General features: G+C 71.9%; 16 protein-coding genes and 1 pseudogene. 9 read left to right on the forward strand and 8 right to left on the reverse strand.

Annotation, left to right across the window (positions count from 1 at the left end):
• The first annotated feature begins 1 nt into the window (after position 1).
• The 7 genes and pseudogenes from ACIQMJ_RS37220 (at position 2) to ACIQMJ_RS37250 (ending at position 7,295) form a co-directional block, all read left to right on the forward strand.
• A complete protein-coding gene (locus ACIQMJ_RS37220; protein WP_141982755.1) occupies positions 2-487 on the forward strand; it encodes a (2Fe-2S)-binding protein in 486 nt (161 codons plus the stop codon).
• Positions 484-1,839: an 8-oxoguanine deaminase gene (locus tag ACIQMJ_RS37225; protein ID WP_499765716.1), complete on the forward strand. Its 1,356-nt coding sequence runs from the start codon at positions 484-486 to the stop codon at positions 1,837-1,839. Before ACIQMJ_RS37220 ends, ACIQMJ_RS37225 begins: the two co-directional genes overlap by 4 nt.
• Positions 1,836-4,061, forward strand: coding sequence for a molybdopterin cofactor-binding domain-containing protein (locus ACIQMJ_RS37230; protein ID WP_499765717.1), 2,226 nt, complete (start codon positions 1,836-1,838; stop codon positions 4,059-4,061). The genes ACIQMJ_RS37225 and ACIQMJ_RS37230 overlap by 4 nt, the downstream gene beginning before the upstream one ends.
• An 81-nt stretch (positions 4,062-4,142) precedes the next feature.
• Positions 4,143-4,625, forward strand: a complete 483-nt coding sequence (locus ACIQMJ_RS37235; protein WP_499765718.1) for a nucleoside deaminase — start codon at positions 4,143-4,145, stop codon at positions 4,623-4,625.
• 183 nt (positions 4,626-4,808) lie between these two features.
• On the forward strand, positions 4,809-6,233 hold the full coding sequence (locus ACIQMJ_RS37240) for an NCS2 family permease (protein ID WP_499765719.1): 1,425 nt from the start codon (positions 4,809-4,811) through the stop codon (positions 6,231-6,233).
• Between the two features lie 31 nt (positions 6,234-6,264).
• Positions 6,265-6,408: pseudogene (locus tag ACIQMJ_RS37245) on the forward strand (XdhC family protein); the annotation flags it as partial.
• A 491-nt stretch (positions 6,409-6,899) separates the two neighbouring features.
• Entirely contained in the window at positions 6,900-7,295 is a 396-nt protein-coding gene (locus ACIQMJ_RS37250; RefSeq protein WP_499765785.1) for an allophanate hydrolase-related protein, read from the forward strand.
• Here ACIQMJ_RS37250 and ACIQMJ_RS37255 read toward each other — a convergent pair.
• From ACIQMJ_RS37255 to ACIQMJ_RS37275, 5 genes are all read right to left on the reverse strand, one after another.
• Entirely contained in the window at positions 7,268-7,885 is a 618-nt protein-coding gene (locus tag ACIQMJ_RS37255) for a response regulator (protein ID WP_499765720.1), read from the reverse strand. The genes ACIQMJ_RS37250 and ACIQMJ_RS37255 overlap by 28 nt on opposite strands.
• Complete coding sequence (locus tag ACIQMJ_RS37260; protein WP_499765721.1) at positions 7,882-9,081, reverse strand: sensor histidine kinase; 1,200 nt, start codon at positions 9,079-9,081, stop codon at positions 7,882-7,884. Before ACIQMJ_RS37260 ends, ACIQMJ_RS37255 begins: the two co-directional genes overlap by 4 nt.
• An 8-nt stretch (positions 9,082-9,089) precedes the next feature.
• Positions 9,090-9,815, reverse strand: a complete 726-nt coding sequence (locus tag ACIQMJ_RS37265; RefSeq protein WP_499765722.1) for an ABC transporter permease — start codon at positions 9,813-9,815, stop codon at positions 9,090-9,092.
• A gap of 4 nt (positions 9,816-9,819) precedes the next feature.
• Positions 9,820-10,728, reverse strand: coding sequence for an ABC transporter ATP-binding protein (locus tag ACIQMJ_RS37270; RefSeq protein ID WP_499765723.1), 909 nt, complete (start codon positions 10,726-10,728; stop codon positions 9,820-9,822).
• Positions 10,729-10,916: 188 nt separating this feature from the next.
• Positions 10,917-11,540, reverse strand: a complete 624-nt coding sequence (locus ACIQMJ_RS37275; protein ID WP_499765724.1) for a DUF305 domain-containing protein — start codon at positions 11,538-11,540, stop codon at positions 10,917-10,919.
• A gap of 222 nt (positions 11,541-11,762) precedes the next feature.
• Between ACIQMJ_RS37275 and ACIQMJ_RS37280 the strand changes: the two genes are divergently transcribed.
• Positions 11,763-13,193 (forward strand): LVIVD repeat-containing protein, encoded by a 1,431-nt coding sequence (locus tag ACIQMJ_RS37280; RefSeq protein WP_499765786.1) that lies wholly within the window; start codon positions 11,763-11,765, stop codon positions 13,191-13,193.
• Between the two features lie 220 nt (positions 13,194-13,413).
• Positions 13,414-14,028, forward strand: a complete 615-nt coding sequence (locus ACIQMJ_RS37285) for a hypothetical protein (protein ID WP_499765725.1) — start codon at positions 13,414-13,416, stop codon at positions 14,026-14,028.
• 15 nt (positions 14,029-14,043) lie between these two features.
• Here ACIQMJ_RS37285 and ACIQMJ_RS37290 read toward each other — a convergent pair whose 3' ends face one another.
• The 3 genes from ACIQMJ_RS37290 to ACIQMJ_RS37300 are packed head-to-tail and all read right to left on the reverse strand — an operon-like array spanning position 14,044 to position 16,791.
• Positions 14,044-15,087: an ABC transporter ATP-binding protein gene (locus tag ACIQMJ_RS37290; RefSeq protein WP_499765726.1), complete on the reverse strand. Its 1,044-nt coding sequence runs from the start codon at positions 15,085-15,087 to the stop codon at positions 14,044-14,046.
• 1 nt (position 15,088) lies between these two features.
• Positions 15,089-15,892 (reverse strand): ABC transporter permease, encoded by an 804-nt coding sequence (locus ACIQMJ_RS37295; RefSeq protein WP_499765727.1) that lies wholly within the window; start codon positions 15,890-15,892, stop codon positions 15,089-15,091.
• Positions 15,880-16,791, reverse strand: a complete 912-nt coding sequence (locus ACIQMJ_RS37300) for an ABC transporter permease (RefSeq protein WP_499765728.1) — start codon at positions 16,789-16,791, stop codon at positions 15,880-15,882. The genes ACIQMJ_RS37295 and ACIQMJ_RS37300 overlap by 13 nt, the downstream gene beginning before the upstream one ends.
• Positions 16,792-16,794 lie beyond the last annotated feature (3 nt).

Here is a 16,794-nt window from a genome sequence, read left to right on the forward strand (position 1 = left end):
CATGCGCGTGAACGTGACGGTGAACGGCGAGCCGAGGCAGGCCGACGACGTGTGGGAGGGCGAGAGCCTGCTGTTCCTGCTGCGCGAGCGGCTCGGTCTGCCCGGTTCGAAGAACGCCTGCGAGCAGGGCGAGTGCGGCTCGTGCACGGTGTACCTGGACAACACGCCGGTGTGCTCCTGCCTGGTGGCCGCGGGCCAGGTGCAGGACCGCGAGGTTCGGACGGTGGAGGGGTTGGCCGACGGCGACCGGCTCGACCCCGTCCAGGAGGCGTTCGTGGAGGCGGGCGCGGTGCAGTGCGGTTTCTGCACCCCCGGTCTCGTGGTCGCCGCGCACGACCTGCTCGACCGGGTGCCGCGGCCGAGCGACCCGGAGATCCGGGAGGCCCTGGCCGGGAACCTGTGCCGCTGCACGGGGTACGAGAAGATCCTCGACGCCGTGCGCCTGGCGGCGACCCGCAAGGCGGACCCGGAGGGCGCGACCCGATGACGCCGACCATCCTCGACGGCGTCGCGGTGGCCACGGTGGACGCCGCGGGCACCGAGCACGCGTTCGGCCACGTCGTCATCGAGAACGGCCGGATCACGGCCGTCGGGCCCGGCCAGGCGCCCAAGCCGACCGGCCCCCACACGTGGGTCGACGGCAGCGGCTGCCTGGTCACGCCCGGTCTGGTCAACACCCACCACCACCTCTACCAGTGGGCCACCCGGGGCATCGCGCAGGACGCCACGCTGTTCGAGTGGCTGACCACGCTCTACCCGGTGTGGCGCGGCCTGGACGCCGGCATCACGCACGCGGCGGCCTCCGCCGGGCTGGCGAAGCTCGCGACCACCGGGTGCACGACGGCCGCCGACCACCACTACGTCCACCCCCGCGAGGGAGGCGACCAGTTCGCCGCCCTGGTCGAGGCCGGCCGGCGCATCGGCGTCCGCCTGCACGCCATCCGCGGCTCGATGGACCGCGGCCGGTCGCACGGCGGCCTCCCGCCGGACAACCTGGTCGAGGACACCGAAGCCGCGCTCCTGGCCACCGAACAGGCCATCGCCGACCACCACGACACCGGCCCGGACGCGCTGGTCCGGGTGGCCGTCGGGCCGTGCTCGCCGTTCTCGGTCAGCGCCGAGCTGATGACCGGCGCGGCGGACCTGGCCCGCGCCGAGGGCGTCCGGCTGCACACCCACCTCGCCGAGACGGTCGACGAGGAGGACCAGTGCCAGGCCGAGTACGGCTGCACGCCCACCGAGTACGCCGAACGCCTCGGCTGGCTCGGCGACGACGTGTGGCTCGCGCACACCGTGCACCTGTCACCCGACGCGGTGAAGCGGCTGGGCGCGACCGGCACCGGCAGCGCGCACTGCCCCACCTCGAACGGCCGGCTGGGCACCGGCATCGCCCCGGTGCGCGACCTGCTCGACGCGGGCGCGCCGGTCGGCCTCGGCGTGGACGGCGCGGCGTCCAACGAGTCCGGTGGGATGGTCGAAGAGCTGCACCAGGCCCTGTTGCAGGCCAGGCAACGCGGCGGGCCCAAGGCGCTGGACGTCCGGCAGGCGCTGTGGCTGGGCACGATGGGCGGTGCGCGCTGCCTCGGCCGCGACGCCGAGATCGGCTCGATCGAGCCGGGCAAGCTCGCCGACCTGGCCGTGTGGCGGCTCGACGGCCTCGACCACGCGGGCATCGACGACCCGGTGGCCGCCCTGGTCCTCGGTCCGCGGCCGAAGCTCAAGCTCCTGCTGGTGGGCGGCCGGACCGTGGTGGACGACGGCGAGCTGCGCACCGCTTCCGAAACCGACCTCGCGCGCGACCTGCGCGCCGCCGCCGAGCGATTGAAGGGGACGCGATGAGCCTCACCCCCGCCGAACTGACCTCCGCCGTGGCCGGTGGCATCGGTTCCAACGCGCAGCGGCCCGACGGGAACCTCAAGGTCCGCGGCGAGTTCGCCTACGCCTCGGACCTGTGGCACGAGGACATGATCTGGGGCGCAACCCTGCGCAGCCCGCACCCGTACGCGCGGATCACCTCTGTCGACCTGACCGAGGCTTTGCAGGTGCCCGGGGTGTACGCCGTGCTCACACACCAGGACGTGCCCGGGCAGAACCGGTACGGCCTGGAGCACAAGGACCAACCCGTCCTCGCCGAGGACGTCGTGCGCTACCAGGGCGAACCGGTTGCCCTGGTCGGCGCGGACCACCCCGAGACCGCGCAGCGCGCCATGAAGCGCATCAAGGTCGAGTACGAGGTGCTCACCCCCGTCGTCGACATGGAGACGGCGGTGGACGCCACGCCGCTGCACCCCGGCGGCAACCTCGTGCGCCACGTGCCCGTGCGGCGGGGCGACCAGCACGCGCGAGCCGAGGTCGTCGTCACCGGGCGGTACGAGGTCGGCATGCAGGACCAGGCGTTCCTCGGCCCCGAGTCCGGGCTGGCCGTGCCCGCCGAGGACGGCGGCGTCGACCTCTACGTCGCCACCCAGTGGCTGCACGTCGACCAGAGCCAGGTCGCGGCGGCCCTGGGCCTGCCGCTGGAGAAGGTGCGGCTGACGCTGTCCGGCGTCGGCGGCGCGTTCGGTGGGCGCGAGGACCTGTCCATGCAGGTGCACGCATGCCTGCTGGCGCTGCACACGGGCAAGCCCACCAAGATGGTCTACAACCGCGAGGAGTCGTTCTACGGCCACGTGCACCGGCACCCCGCGGTGCTGCACTACGAGCACGGCGCGGACCGCACCGGCAAGCTCGTGTACGTCAAGGCGCGAATCCACCTCGACGGCGGCGCGTACGCCTCCAGCACGTCCGCGGTGGTGGCGAACGCGGCCACCCTCGGCGTCGGCCCCTACGACGTGGACAACGTGACCGTCGACTGCTGGGGCGTCTACACGAACAACCCGCCGTGCGGCGCGATGCGCGGTTTCGGCGCGGTGCAGGCCGGGTTCGCCTACGAGTCGCAGATGGACAAGCTGGCCGAGGCGCTGGGCATGGACCCGGTCGACGTGCGGATCGTCAACGCGATGAGCGAGGGCTCGGTCATGCCGACCGGCCAGGTGGTCGACTCCGCCGCGCCCGTCGCGCAGCTGCTGAAGCTGGTGCGGGACAAGCCTATGCCGCCCCTGGCGACCGCGGTCGACCTGCGGGACATGCCCGGCGGCGTCTCCAACACCACGCACGGCGAAGGCGTGGTGCGCGGTGTCGGCTACGCCGTGGGCATCAAGAACATCTGCTTCTCCGAGGGCTACGACGACTACTCGACCGCACGCGTCCGGTTGCAGGTGATCAACGGCGAGCCGGCCGCGCTGGCGCACACGGCGGCGGCCGAGGTCGGCCAGGGCCTGGTGACGATCATGCAGCAGATCGTGCGCACCGAGCTGGGCGTGGAGCGGGTCACGATCCTGCCGATGGACACCAGCATCGGCAACGGCGGCTCCACGTCCGCGTCCCGCCAGACCTACGTCACCGGCGGCGCGGTGAAGGCCGCGTGCGCCGCCGTGCGGGAGAAGCTGACCAAGCTCGCCGGCGGTCGCGACCCGGCCGACGTGGACCTGGCCGGGCTGCTGGGCGACGACGTGATCGACGAGACCGTGGAGTGGCGGCACCGCGCCACCGAGCCCATCGACCCGGAGACCGGGCAGGGCAACGCCCACGTCCAGTACGGGTTCGCGGCCCACCGCGCCGTGGTGGACGTGGACGTGGAGCTGGGCCTGGTCAAGGTGGTCGAGCTGGACTGCGCGCAGGACGTGGGCAAGGCGCTCAACCCGCAGGCCGTGCTCGGTCAGATCCAGGGCGGGTCGGCGCAGGGCCTCGGGCTCGCCGTGATGGAGGAGATCCAGGTCGAGGGCGGCAAGGTGCGCAACCCGTCGTTCACCGACTACCTCATCCCGACCGTGCTCGACATGCCGCCGATGAGCATCGACGTGCTGGAGCTCGCCGACCCGAACGCGCCCTACGGCGTGCGGGGCGTCGGCGAGCCGCCCACCATCTCGTCCACGCCGGCCATCGTCGCGGCCATCCGCGCCGCCACCGGCCTCGCCCTGACCCGCGTGCCCGTGCGACCGGAGCACATCACCGGCACCTGATCCCCGCACCCGTCCCCGTCCCGCACGTCGCAGCCGCCGCGGCTGCCGCGGCGCGTTCGCGCACGCCCCGAGGAGCACCCCATGACCACGTCCGTGTCCCCCGACCACGCCTGGCTGCGCGAGTCGATCGAGCTGGCCACCCGCAACGTCGCCGACGGCGGCGGCCCGTTCGGCGCCGTGGTCGTCCGCGCCGGCGAAGTGGTCGCCACCGGAACCAACCAGGTCACCCCGACGCTCGACCCCACCGCGCACGCCGAGGTCGTCGCCATCCGGGCGGCGTGCCGGGCCATCGGGGACTTCCGGCTCACCGGCTGCGTGCTGGTGTCGTCGTGCGAGCCGTGCCCGCTGTGCCTGTCCGCCGCGCTGTGGGCGCGGGTGGACCGGGTCGTCTACGCCGCCGACCGGCACGACGCCGCCGCGGCCGGGTTCGACGACCGCGAGTTCCACGAGCTGTTCGGCCGGCCCCGCGAGACGTGGAGCCTGCCGGTGCACCAGATCTCCACGGGCGAGGACACCGCGCCGTTCGCCGCGTGGCTGTCGCGGACCGACCGCGTCGACTACTAGCCGGACCACGCCCGGGAAGCAGCGCTCGAGCAGGCGGGCCCCGAGCAGGCGGCGCACACCGGAGCGGCCCTGGGCCGCGGGTGCCGACCGGAGCACCGAGCACACCGATCCACACGCGTTCGGCGGGGCCGTGCTTGCCGGCTTCGCCCCGCCGAACGCGCCCACCGGCATGGGAAAAACGTCATGACCCGGCTCAGGGATGACATCCCCACGCGGACGACACGACTCGACCGGTTCTTCCGCGTCAGCGAACGCGGCAGCACCATCGGCCGGGAGGTGCGCGGCGGTATCACCACCTTCGTGGCGATGTCCTACATCGTATTGCTCAACCCGCTGATCCTGGGCGCCTCGGCCGACATCACCGGCGCGCGCCTCACCGTCGACCAGGTCACCACGGCGACCGCGCTGGCCGCCGGCGTGATGACGGTCCTGATGGGCGTCGTGGGCAACGCGCCGCTGGCGCTGGCCGCGGGCCTGGGCGTGAACGGCGTGGTCGCGTTCCAGCTCGCGCCGGCCATGACCTGGGCGCAGGCGTTCGGCCTCGTGGTGCTCGAAGGTCTGTGCATCGTCGTGCTGGCCGCTTCCGGCGTGCGGAAGCGGATCATCAACGCCATCCCCGGGCCGCTGAAGACGGCCATCACCATCGGCATCGGCCTCTACATCGCGCTGGTCGGGCTGGTCAGCGCCGGGTTCGTGACGCGGACGCCGGATGCGGCAGGCTCCACCGTGCCGGTCCGGATGGGCTTGGACGGGCACCTGACCGGCTGGCCGATCGCGGTGTTCTGCGTCGGGCTGCTGCTCATGATCGTGCTGATGACCCGGGGCGTGCCCGGCGCGGTGCTCATCAGCATCGCGGTGGCCACCGCACTGGCCGTGGTCGTGAACGCGGTGTTCGCCGTGTCCGGCTGGGGCCTGGTGACGCCCGACGTGCCGGACTCGGTGGTGGCCGCGCCCGACTTCGGGCTGTTCGGCGAGGTGGACCTGGTCGGCGGGTTCGCCTCGGCGGGCGCGATCACCGCGACGGTCTTCCTGTTCACGCTGGTGCTCTCGGGGTTCTTCGACGCCATGGGCACCATCACGTCGGTGGCCGACGAGGCCGGCCTCACCCGGGACGGCAAGGTGCCCGGCATGGGCCGGATCCTGCTGGTCGACGGGTTCGGCGCGGTCGCGGGCGGCGTCACGGGGTCGTCGCCCAACACGGTGTTCCTCGAATCGGCCGCGGGCGTCGGCGAAGGCGCCCGGACCGGTCCGGCCAGCGTGGTCACCGGGGTGATGCTCACCGCCACGCTGCTGTTCACCCCGCTCGCGGCGGTCGTGCCCGCGCAGGCCGCCGCACCGGCACTCGTGGTGATCGGCGGGCTGATGATGGCACAGTGCCGGCGCATCCCCTGGGAGGACGCCGACTACGCGATCCCCGTGTTCCTCACGGCCGCGGTGATCCCGTTCACCTACTCGATCACCAACGGCATCGGCGCCGGGCTCGTCGCCTACGTGGTGATCAAGACCTGCAAGGGCCAGTGGCGCTCGGTCGGCTGGCTGATGACCGTGATCGCGGTGCTGTTCGTCCTGTACTTCGGGGTCGAGGGGTTCACCGCCGTCCTGCGCTAGGGAGGGTGTCGTGCGCGAGTTGGCCGCTTCGGTGCCGGGGTGGACCGGGCCGTTCGCCGTCGCCTCCGTCGTGTCGGCGCGCGGCAGCGCGCCCCGACCGGTGGGCGCGGCACTGGCCGTCCACCCGGACGGGTGAGTCGTGGGCGGTGTGTCGGGCGGGTGCGTCGAGGGCGCGGTGTACGAGCTGGCCCTGGAGGTGCCGGCCACGGGCAAGCCGCGGCTCGCGCGGTTCGGGTGCTCGACCGAGGACGCGTTCGCGGTCGGTCTCACCTGCGGCGGCGAGTTGGAAATCTTCGTCCAGCTCGCCACCCCCGAGGTCCGGGCCACGCTGGAGGCGGCGGTGGAGGGGCGTCCGGTGGTGTTGACGAGGTGGTTGGCCATGGGCACAGGTTGGGTGGAATTCCCGGCCACCGCACCCACGTCTTCGCAAGTTGTGGACAACTGCCTTGTGGAGTCCTGGGAACGGCCCCGCGACTGCTGGTGTTCGGCGCCGTCGACCACGCCTCGGCAGTGGCTCGACAAGGGAAGTTCCTCGGGTACCACGTCACGGTGTGCGATGCCCGACCGGTCTTCGCCACTGTGGACAGGTTCCCTGCGTCCGACGGCGTCACCGAGGCTGCCTGCCCCTGTCCCGGACCGACGTCCCGATCCGCAAGGAGGCACCCGATGGCGTTGCTCTTCCTGAACGGCGGCGGCATGCGCGGCGGCCCGCTGCACCACCAGTTGCGGGGGACTCCCTTGCTGCGTGCCGCCCGTAGCACGCCCGGGTACCGCTACTTCTCGGTGGGCGACCGGTTCCCCGCGATGCACGCCTCCGGCTCGGGCCGGGTGGTCGGCGAGCTGTACGACGTGCCGCTGACCGTGCTCCGCGACCACCTGCTGCCCGCCGAACCGCCCCAGCTGGAGCTCGGCGTGGTCGAGCTGGAGGACGGCAGCGCCGCGTTGGCGACCGTGCTGCGCCACGCGTACCTGGACAGCCCCGAGCTGACCGACATCACCGCGCTCGGCGACTGGCGCGCGTACCTGGCCGGCGGTCAGGCGCCCAGCAACCCCCGCTCGTAGGCCACCGCGACGGCGGCGGCGCGGTCCTTCACCCCCAGCTTGGCGTAGACGTGCACCAAGTGCGTCTTCACCGTCGCCTCGCTGATGAAGAGCTTCGCCGCCGCCTCGCGGTTCGTGCAGCCGCGCGCGATCAGCCCCAGCACCTCCACCTCCCGGTCGCTCAACGGCTCCGCCGCGGGCTGCCGCACCTGACCCACCAACCGCGTCGCCACGGACGGTGACAGCACCGCCTCTCCCCTGGCCGCCGACCGCACCGCCCGGAACAGCTCGTCACGCGGGGTGTCCTTGAGCAGGTACCCCGTCGCCCCGGCCTTGATCGCGGGCAGCACGTCACTGTCCGTGTCGTACGTGGTCAGCACCAGCACCCGGGTCGGGCAACCGCGCAGCCGCTCGATGGCCGTGACGCCGTCCACGCCGGGCATCCGCAGGTCCATCAGCACGACGTCCGGCCGCAGCGCCCGCACGACCGCGACCGCCTCGCCGCCGTCCGCCGCCTCGCCCACCACGTCGACGTCCCCGGCGCTCGCGAGCATCCCGCGCAGCCCGTCGCGCACCACGGGGTGGTCGTCCACGATCACCACCCGGATCACCGGGCCACCTCGGCCGGGATCGCGGGCACCGACGCGGACACCGCCGTGCCGCCGCCCGGCTCGGACTCCACGACCAGCGCGCCTGCCAGGCGGGACACCCGCTCGCGCATGCCGACCAGCCCGAACCCGTCCGTCCGCGCCCCCGGGTCGAAGCCCGTGCCGTCGTCGCGCACGTCCAGCGTCACCACGTCCTCCATGTACGACAGCGTCAACCCGACCCGCGAAGCGCGCGCGTGCTTGGCGACGTTCGACAACGCCTCCTGCGCGGCACGCAGCAGCGTCACCTCCACCTCGGGGTGCAGAGCGCGCGCCGCACCCGTCGTGCTGATCGACGCGGCCACCCCGGTCTGGTCCGTCCACCCGGCCGTGACCTCGGCCAACGCGTCCGGCAGGTTCGCGTCGACCAGCGCGGGCGGGCGCAGGGCGTGCACCGAGCGGCGGGCCTCGGCCAGGTTCTCCCGCGCCAGCCGCAACGCCGTCTCGACGTGCCGCGGCGGGTTCTCGTCCGCCTGGAGCTGCGTGATGATGCCGGTGAAGCCCTGGGCGAGGGTGTCGTGGATCTCCCGCGCCAACCGCTGCCGCTCGTCGAGCACGCCCGCCTCCCGAGCCTGGATCAGCAGCTGGGCGTGCAGGCCCGCGTTCTCCTCCATCATGGCCGCCATGTCGGCGACCATCTCCTTGCGCCGCCGCGACTGCTCGCTGGTGATGTGGCCCAGCATGGTGAACGTGCAGGCGATCGTCACGATCACCAGCACGATGACCAGGTAGATCACGATCGCGCCCCACTCGGCCGGCGGGAAACCGCCGTGCAGGGAGGTGGCCGCCAGCACGCCGTTGACGACCACGCCCACGAACTTCCAGCGGCCCCGCAGCACCTCGATGGCGTAGACGTACCCGGCGAAGGAGAAGAACCCGAAGATCGGGTCGCGCAGCCCCAGCACCGCGTACGCGACCAGGACGCCGACGAAGAACACCGCCATCAGCCCGGTCCGGGACCGCCAGCCCGGGTGCAGGGTGAACCACCACAGCATCCACAGGCCGGTGACCGCCGCGATGGCGACGTTGACCACCTCGGCCTGCCACGGGTCGGTGCCCGTCGCCAGGTAGACGACCGTCGGCAGGACCAGGACGAAGTACGGGATGGCGTGCCCGACGGCGTCGAGGCGCTTCTCCCAGACGTCGAGATCGTCCCTCACGCGCGCACCTACTCCCAGCGGAACGACTTTGCCGCGACCGTACCCGCCGCCAGCGTGATGAGGGCGAGGATTCCCAGCTGCACCGGGTCCGGCGCGCCGCCCAGCCACGACTCCTGCAACGCGCCCACGCCCGGCGGCAGGTACTCGCCGACGCGGATCAGGAACTCCGGCATCAGGAACCGGGGCAGGTACGCGCCGCCGAAGAACATGACCAGCATGAACACCACCGTCGCCCACCCGCCGGCGGCCCGCGCGTTCGGCGCCCAGGCCGCGACCAGCAGCCCCAGGGCCGACAGCGACAGCATGCCCAGCAGGCACGTCGCCAGGAACCCGAGCGGGTGGTGCGGCAGGTCGATGTCGAACACCGCCCGGCACACGACCATGAGCAGCACGATCGAGATCACCCCCGCGATCACGTTGACCAGCACCTGCGCCACGAGCAGGCGCGCCGGGTGGACCGGGGTGGTGGAGAAGCGGCGCAGGACGCCCTTCTCGCGGTAGGTGGCGACCGTGGACGGCAGCTTGTTCAGCCCCAGGAACGCCAGCGCGATCACCACCAGCGTGCCCACGTAGGCGTCGATGAACCGGACGCCGTCGAAGTTCGGGTCGGGGGTGCGCAGCGCCGGGATGGCGCCGAGCACCAGGAGCAGGATGGTCGGGAAGAAGATGGCGAACACGACCATGCTCGGCTCGCGCAGGAACAGCTTCCACTCGGTGTTGACGATCTTCAGCATGCTGCTACTCCGAGAGCTTGCGGCCGGTGAGGCGGATGAAGGCGTCGTCCAGGCCGGCCTGCTCGATGCGCAGGTCGGCGGCGACGATCTGGTTGCGGGCGAGGACCGACGTGACGGCGTGCAGCAGGTTGCCGGTGCCGGTCACGACGAGCTGCGGGCCGTGCCGCTCGACCTGCGAGACCTCGGGCAGGTCGGTGAGCAGGTCCACGTCGAGCGGCGCCGAGGGCCGGAACCGGACCCGCTGCTCACCGTCCACCCGGGACACGAGTCCGGCCGGGGTGTCGACCGCGACCACCTTGCCCGCGTCGATCAGGGCGATCCGGTCGCACAGCCGCTCGGCCTCCTCCATGAAGTGGGTGACCAGCACGACCGTGACGCCGGCGTCGCGGATCTGCTCGACCAGGCTCCACGTGTCGCGGCGCGCCTGCGGGTCCAGGCCCGTGGTGAGCTCGTCGAGCACGGCGACCTTGGGCTTGCCGATCAGCGCCAGCGCGATGGAGACGCGTTGCTTCTGGCCGCCGGACAGCTTGCGGTACTCGGTCCTGGCCCGATCGGCCAGGCCCAGGCGTGCCAGCAGCTCCCGCCAGTCGGCCGGGTCGCGGTAGAACGACGCGTACAGGTCCAGCGCCTCGCCGACCCGGATGCGGTCGGGCAGCTCGCTCTGCTGCAACTGCACGCCCAGCCGGGTGCGCAGCTCCGCCCGGTCGCGCCGCGGGTCCAGGCCGTCGACGCGGATCGTGCCTCCGTCCGGGGCGCGCAGCCCTTCCACGCACTCGACCGTCGTCGTCTTCCCGGCCCCGTTCGGGCCGAGGATGCCGAAGATCTCCCCCTCGTCGACGGTGAACGAGACGCCGTCCACCGCGACCGTCCGGTCGTAGGTCTTGACGAGGTCGACCACCTCGATGATTGCCATGCCACCAGCGTCGTCGCGGCGGCGGCCCGGCGGATCACACGGCGGGCCACACCTCGCATCAACCGGTCGGTTGATCTTCCCGTAGACCACCCCGATCCACCCTCAGGGGTGTTCCTGAGCGTTGAACTCAGGGGTCCTGAACGTAGGACTCTCGGGACCTGGGCGTTCGACTCACGCGTTGGGGGAGGTCAGGGGATGGTGATCGCCTTCATCCGGTCGATCTCGTCGGTCTGCGACACGGACACGTCGTTGGCCATCTCCTCGACGCGCACGTCACGCCCGGTGGACAGCACCTGGACGGCCATCTGCACCGCGCCCTCGTGGTGGGCGATCATCAGCCGCAGGAAGAGCCGGTCGAAGTCGGCGCCCCGGGCCGCTTTCAGCGCGGCCATCTGCTCGTCGGTGGCCATGCCGGGCATGGACGCGTGGTCGACCTCGGGCAGCTCGCCGTCGTGGCCGTGCGCCGGCGCGCTCTCCGCGTACTGCCGCTGCCACTGCTCCATCGCCGCGATCTCCGGGCCCTGCGTGTCGTGGATCCGCGACGCCAGGCCGCGCACGGTCTCGTCCTGCGCGCGTTCCGGCGCCAGCGCGGTCATCTCCAGCGCCTGTCGGTGGTGGACGATCATGCGGGCCACGTATTCCAGGTCCGCCTGGCTCGGCGCGATCCAGCGATCGGTGCCGAAGTCCTCCGGCGCCAACGTTTTCGCTTGCTCGCCGGGCCCCTGCGGCGCGATGATCGGAGGCTGGTCGTCCGACTGGGACGTGCAGCCCGCGAGGACGGCCACCAACACCGCGACGAACACGATCCGCATCCCACTACCCCCTACAACTCAAGTCGGCCGTCAACGTACCCGGACGTTCCACCTGCCGGAAGTGGAGAAAAATCCGACGATCGGGTCTGGTCCTTAGCCTTGCGAACGGGTGATACTGCGGGCCCTGCAGTGGGCTGGAAGGGGAACCTGGAAGTGGAAGCACGCGATTCGACCCGCCGGCGCAGAACGCCGGGCGCGGTCTTGGGCGCCTTCGCGCTCAGCCTGTCGGTCGTGGCCTGGGCGCCGCAGGCGACGGCGGCGCCGGACGACGCCGACCTGGCCGGGCTGTCCGAGACGCAGCTGTCGAGCCAGGAGCAGCCGGCCGCCGGCATCCCCGGCGTCGACGAGATCCGCAACAGCCGCAACGTCAAGCACCTGGCGAACCTGCCGAAGCCGGCCCCGTTCACCGCGTCGTCGACGTGGTCGGACCTGGCGTTCCAGAACGGCTACGCGTTCGACGGCAACTACGACGGCTTCGTCATCTACGACGTGCGCAACCCGCACAAGCCGTCCATCGTGAGCTCGGTCTGGTGCCCGGGTTCGCAGAACGACATCTCGGTCAAGGACAACCTGCTCTTCCTGTCCACGGACTCCTCGCGCAGCGACAACTCCTGCGCCAGCACGCCGCTCTCCGCGACCAACAAGGACGCGTGGGAGGGCATCAAGATCTTCGACATCAGCGACAAGAAGAACCCGAAGTACGTCGCCGCGGTCGAGACCAAGTGCGGTTCGCACACGCACACGCTGGTGCCGGACAAGAAGGGCAAGAACGCGTACCTGTACGTCTCGTCGTACGGCCCGAACGCGACCTTCCCGGACTGCCAGCCGCCGCACGACCTGATCTCCATCGTCAAGGTGCCGCTGAAGGACCCGGCGTCGGCGTCGCTGCTGAGCGAGACCGTGCTGTTCCCGGACGGCGGCAACCCCGGTCGTGACGGCACGATCGAGGAGGGCTACGTCCGCGCCACCTCGGGCTGCCACGACATCACCGTGTACCCGTCGAAGGACCTCGCGGCCGGCGCCTGCATGGGTGACGGCGTGCTGTGGGACATCTCCGACCGGGAGAAGCCCCGCGAGATCAGCCGCGTGCAGGACAACGTGAACTTCGCGTTCTGGCACTCGGCCACCTTCAACAACGAGGGCACCAAGGTCGTCTTCACCGACGAGCTCGGTGGCGGCGGCGCGCCGACCTGCAACGAGAAGATCGGCCCGACCCGGGGCGCGGACGGCATCTACGACATCACCGGTCGCGGTGACGGTCGCAAGCTGGAGTTCCGCTCCTACTACAAGATCTCCCGGACCCAGGGCGACACGGAGAACTGCGTGGCGCACAACGGTTCGCTGATCCCGGTGCAGGGCCGCGACATCATGGTGCAGGCGTGGTACCAGGGCGGCATCTCGATCTGGGACTTCACCGACTCCCGCAACCCGAAGGAGATCGGCTGGTTCGAGCGCGGCCCGCTGCCCAACGGCGCCGGGGGCGGCTCGTGGTCGGCGTACTACTACAACGGCTACATCTTCTCCTCCGACATGGCCAAGGGCTTCGACGTGCTCGACATCCGCGACCCGCGGACCGCGACGGCGAAGCTCATCCGCGTCGGCGAGCTGAACGTGCAGACGCAGGGCGCGTACCGGGACCTGTTCCCGCGCTAGCCCGGACGATCCGACCGTCGTGACACCCGGAGGGGCCCGCCGCTCGCCAGCGGCGGGCCCCTCTGCCCGTCCGGTGACCGGCACACTGCATATTCCCCCTTTTAACACCGCATTTTCGCGGCCCGGTACTCCTTGGCGGTGAATTCGTCCGCGTTTCCTCCTACTCCGCGTAGGATCGGGACCGATTCCTCTGCACGAATTCCTCGCGAGGAGTATTCCGATGCCGGACATGACCCTCTACCGGGGTGAACGAGACAATGTCTGGCCCGCCCCGGCCGTGCGTCTCATCTGGGGCGGCATGACCATTCGCGACCCTTGGCCGGGCGCCCGCCTGCCGAACCAGACGGCCACCGGCGCGTGGTCGGCGCTGTCCCGGGCGATCAGCACCGGCGGCGGCGACCTGGCCGCGTTCTCGCGCACCCTGCGCGCGGCGGGCGTCCCGTACGGCCTGAACTTCACCCGCACGCCCACCCCGGTCGACCCGGGCTGCGACCATCACTACGTGGTCACCATCCACCACGCCCGGACGTTCCTGCTGCGCTACGGCGGCGTCGGCGGCTGGACGCTGGGCGAGGAGGTGCCGTGGGTGACCGACCCGACGGCGGCCGACCAGGATTACGTGGTGCTCAACGGGCCGAACGTGAGCCGGTCGACGGTGTTGGGTTACGGCCATTTCGCCGACACGCCGGAAGTCACCTTGTTCACCGACGTGCCGACCACTTGGGTGACTTCCGTGAACGGCCAGCCGATCGGCGCGCGCGGGGTGCGCGTTTTGACCGATTCGGCGCTTTCCGACGACGAACGGCTCAAGTTCACGAAATTGCGCCGGCCGTAGCGCCCGACCCCGCCGTCACGCCGCGACGACCATCAGCCTGCCGACCGCGAGGTCCAGCGCGACGGCCGTGCCGGGAGGGAAGTCGGCCGCGCGGTGGGACGGCTGGTCGACCCGCACGACCTGGTCGCCGCCGTCGAGCCGCACGGACAGCCTGGTGACCGGGCCGAGGAAGCTCTGCGTGAGCACGGCCCCGGTCAAGGCGCCGTCGGCGGGACCGGAGTGCGGCGTGATCGCGATGTCCTCCGGCCGCACGATCACCTCGACCTGGCCGGTCAGCCCGTCCGCCGCGTCGGTGGCCAGCCGGAACGCGCCCAGCCGCACGCCGCCGGCCTCCGCGACGCCGTGCACCGCGTTCGTCACGCCCACGAACCGCGCCACGAACGCCGACGCGGGCTCCCGGTACACGACCGCCGGCGTGTCCAGCTGCTCCAGCCGGCCGTGCGACATCACGCCCACCCGGTCGGAGACGGCCAACGCCTCCTCCTGGTCGTGCGTGACGAACAGCGTGGTCATGCCCAGCTCGGTCTGGATGCGCCGGATCTCGTCACGCAGGGTCACCCGGACCCGGGCGTCCAGCGCGGACAGCGGCTCGTCCAGCAGCAGCACCCGCGGCCGGATCGCCAGGGCGCGGGCCAGCGCCACGCGTTGCTGCTGACCACCGGACAGCTGGTGCGGGTACCGCTTGCCGAGGTGGGCGAGGCCGACCAGCTCCAGCAGCTCGGCGACCCGCCCGGCCCGGTCGGGCGCCTTGCGCAGCCGCAGGCCGAACGCCACGTTCTGCGTCACGGTCATGTTCGGGAACAGGCTGTACGCCTGGAACACCATGCCCATGTCCCGCTTGTTCGCGGGCACGCGGCTGAGGTCGCGGCCGTCCACCCGCACGGAACCGGCGTCGGCGGTCTCGAACCCGGCGACGATGCGCAACGCGGTCGTCTTGCCGCAGCCGCTGGGGCCGAGCAGGCTGACCAGCTCGCCCTCGGCGAGGTCCAGGTCGAGCCCGTCGAGCGCGGTCTGGCCGCCGAACGCCTTGCGCAGCCCGTCCAGTCGCAGGTACCCCATGTCAGCCTTCCCCGACGGCGGCGGCGCGCCGCCGCCTGCCGATGAACGAGAGCAGGAACAGCAGCGCGAACGCGAACAGCAGGCTCAGCAGCGACACCGCGATCGACACGCCCGCGTCGCGCTTGCCGAGCAGGTTGACCCGCACCTGCACCGTGTCGAAGTTCAGCAGCGACGCGATGGTGAACTCGCCGAGCACCAGCGCCACCGACAGCAGCGACGCGCCGATCAGCGCGGTCCGGATGTTGGGCACGACGACCCGCAGCAGCACCGTGCCCCAGGACGCGCCGAGCCCGCGAGCGGCTTCGGCCACCGTCTTCAGGTCGATCGCGGACAGGCCCGCGTCGATCGCCCGGTAGGCGAACGGCAGCACCAGCACCGCGTAGGCGAACGTCAGCGTCAACGGCGAGTCGCCGAGGAAGTAGTTCACCCACGCGTACAGCGGCGCCATGCCCACCACCAGCACGATCGCGGGGATCGCCACGGGCAGCAGGCACAGGAACTCCACCAGCCGCCGCAGCGCGGGCAGCCGCAGCCTGATCCACGTCATCGTCGGCACCAGCAGCACCAGCACGACCAGGGAACTGGCGACCGCGAGCTGCACCGACACCAGGATCGCCTCGACCAGGTCCGGGTCGTCCAGGATCGCCGCCCACGACGCGAGGCTCCGCGTGCCGCCCGCGCCGCGCGTGGAGAACTCCGCCATGGCGACCAGCGGCAGCAGGAAGAAGGCGCCGAGCACCACCAGGATCGAGTACCGGGCGACGGCCCGCTTGGCCGACCGGGCCGGCCTGGTCACCGCTGCCATCGGGCGAACCTCCGCTGCACCACCGCGTACAGGCCCATCGCCACGCAGACCACCACAACCATGCCCAGGCCGAGCGCCTTGCCCAGGTTCTCCCGCCCCAGCAGCACCTCGCCGGTCAGGAAGCCCCGGATCTGCAACGGCACGATCGGGCTGCCCTGCGACACCAGCGCCGCCGCCGTGGCGTAGGCGGAGAACGCGTTGGCGAACAGCAGCAGCACCGCGCCGAGGAACGCGGGCAGCAGGATCGGGCCGCCGACGTGCCGCCAGTAGGTCCACGCGGTGCCGCCGAGGCTGTCCACCGCCTCCCGCCACTGCGGGCGCAGGCCGTCCAGCGCGGGCAGGAACACGATGACCATCAACGGGATCTGGAAGAACGTGTAGACCAGGGTCAGGCCGGGCAGCTCGAACAGCCACGCGCCGCCGGCGAACAGGTCCACGCCGAACGACTCGCGCAGGAACCGCGTGACGAAGCCCTGGAAGCCGACCGTGGCCAGGAACGCGAACGCCAGCGGCACGCCGCCGAACTGGGCGAGCACACCCGCGCCCGCCACCACCACGCGGCGCAGCGGCCCTTCCGGCTCGCCGACCGCGACCGCCCACGACAGCAGCGCGCCGAGCACCGCGCCCAGCAGGGCGGTGATCGCGGACAGCTCCACGCTGCGCAGGAACGCCCGCAGGTACGGGCCGCGGGTCAGGTCGGCCAGGTTGGCGAGCGTGAACCCGCCGTCGGAGTCCTGGAACGCCCCGGCCAGCACCAGCGCGGTCGGGTACACCAGGAACGTGCCGACGTAGGCCAGGAACGGCACCACGACCAGCCAGGCCACCCAACCGCGGCCGGGGCCGGTGCCGGGAGCGGCGCGGTCGGCCTTCCCGACCCCGGTGGTGACGGGTGCGACCACCGG

This window comes from Actinosynnema sp. NPDC091369 (assembly GCF_044757065.1).
Classification (GTDB): domain Bacteria; phylum Actinomycetota; class Actinomycetes; order Mycobacteriales; family Pseudonocardiaceae; genus Actinosynnema.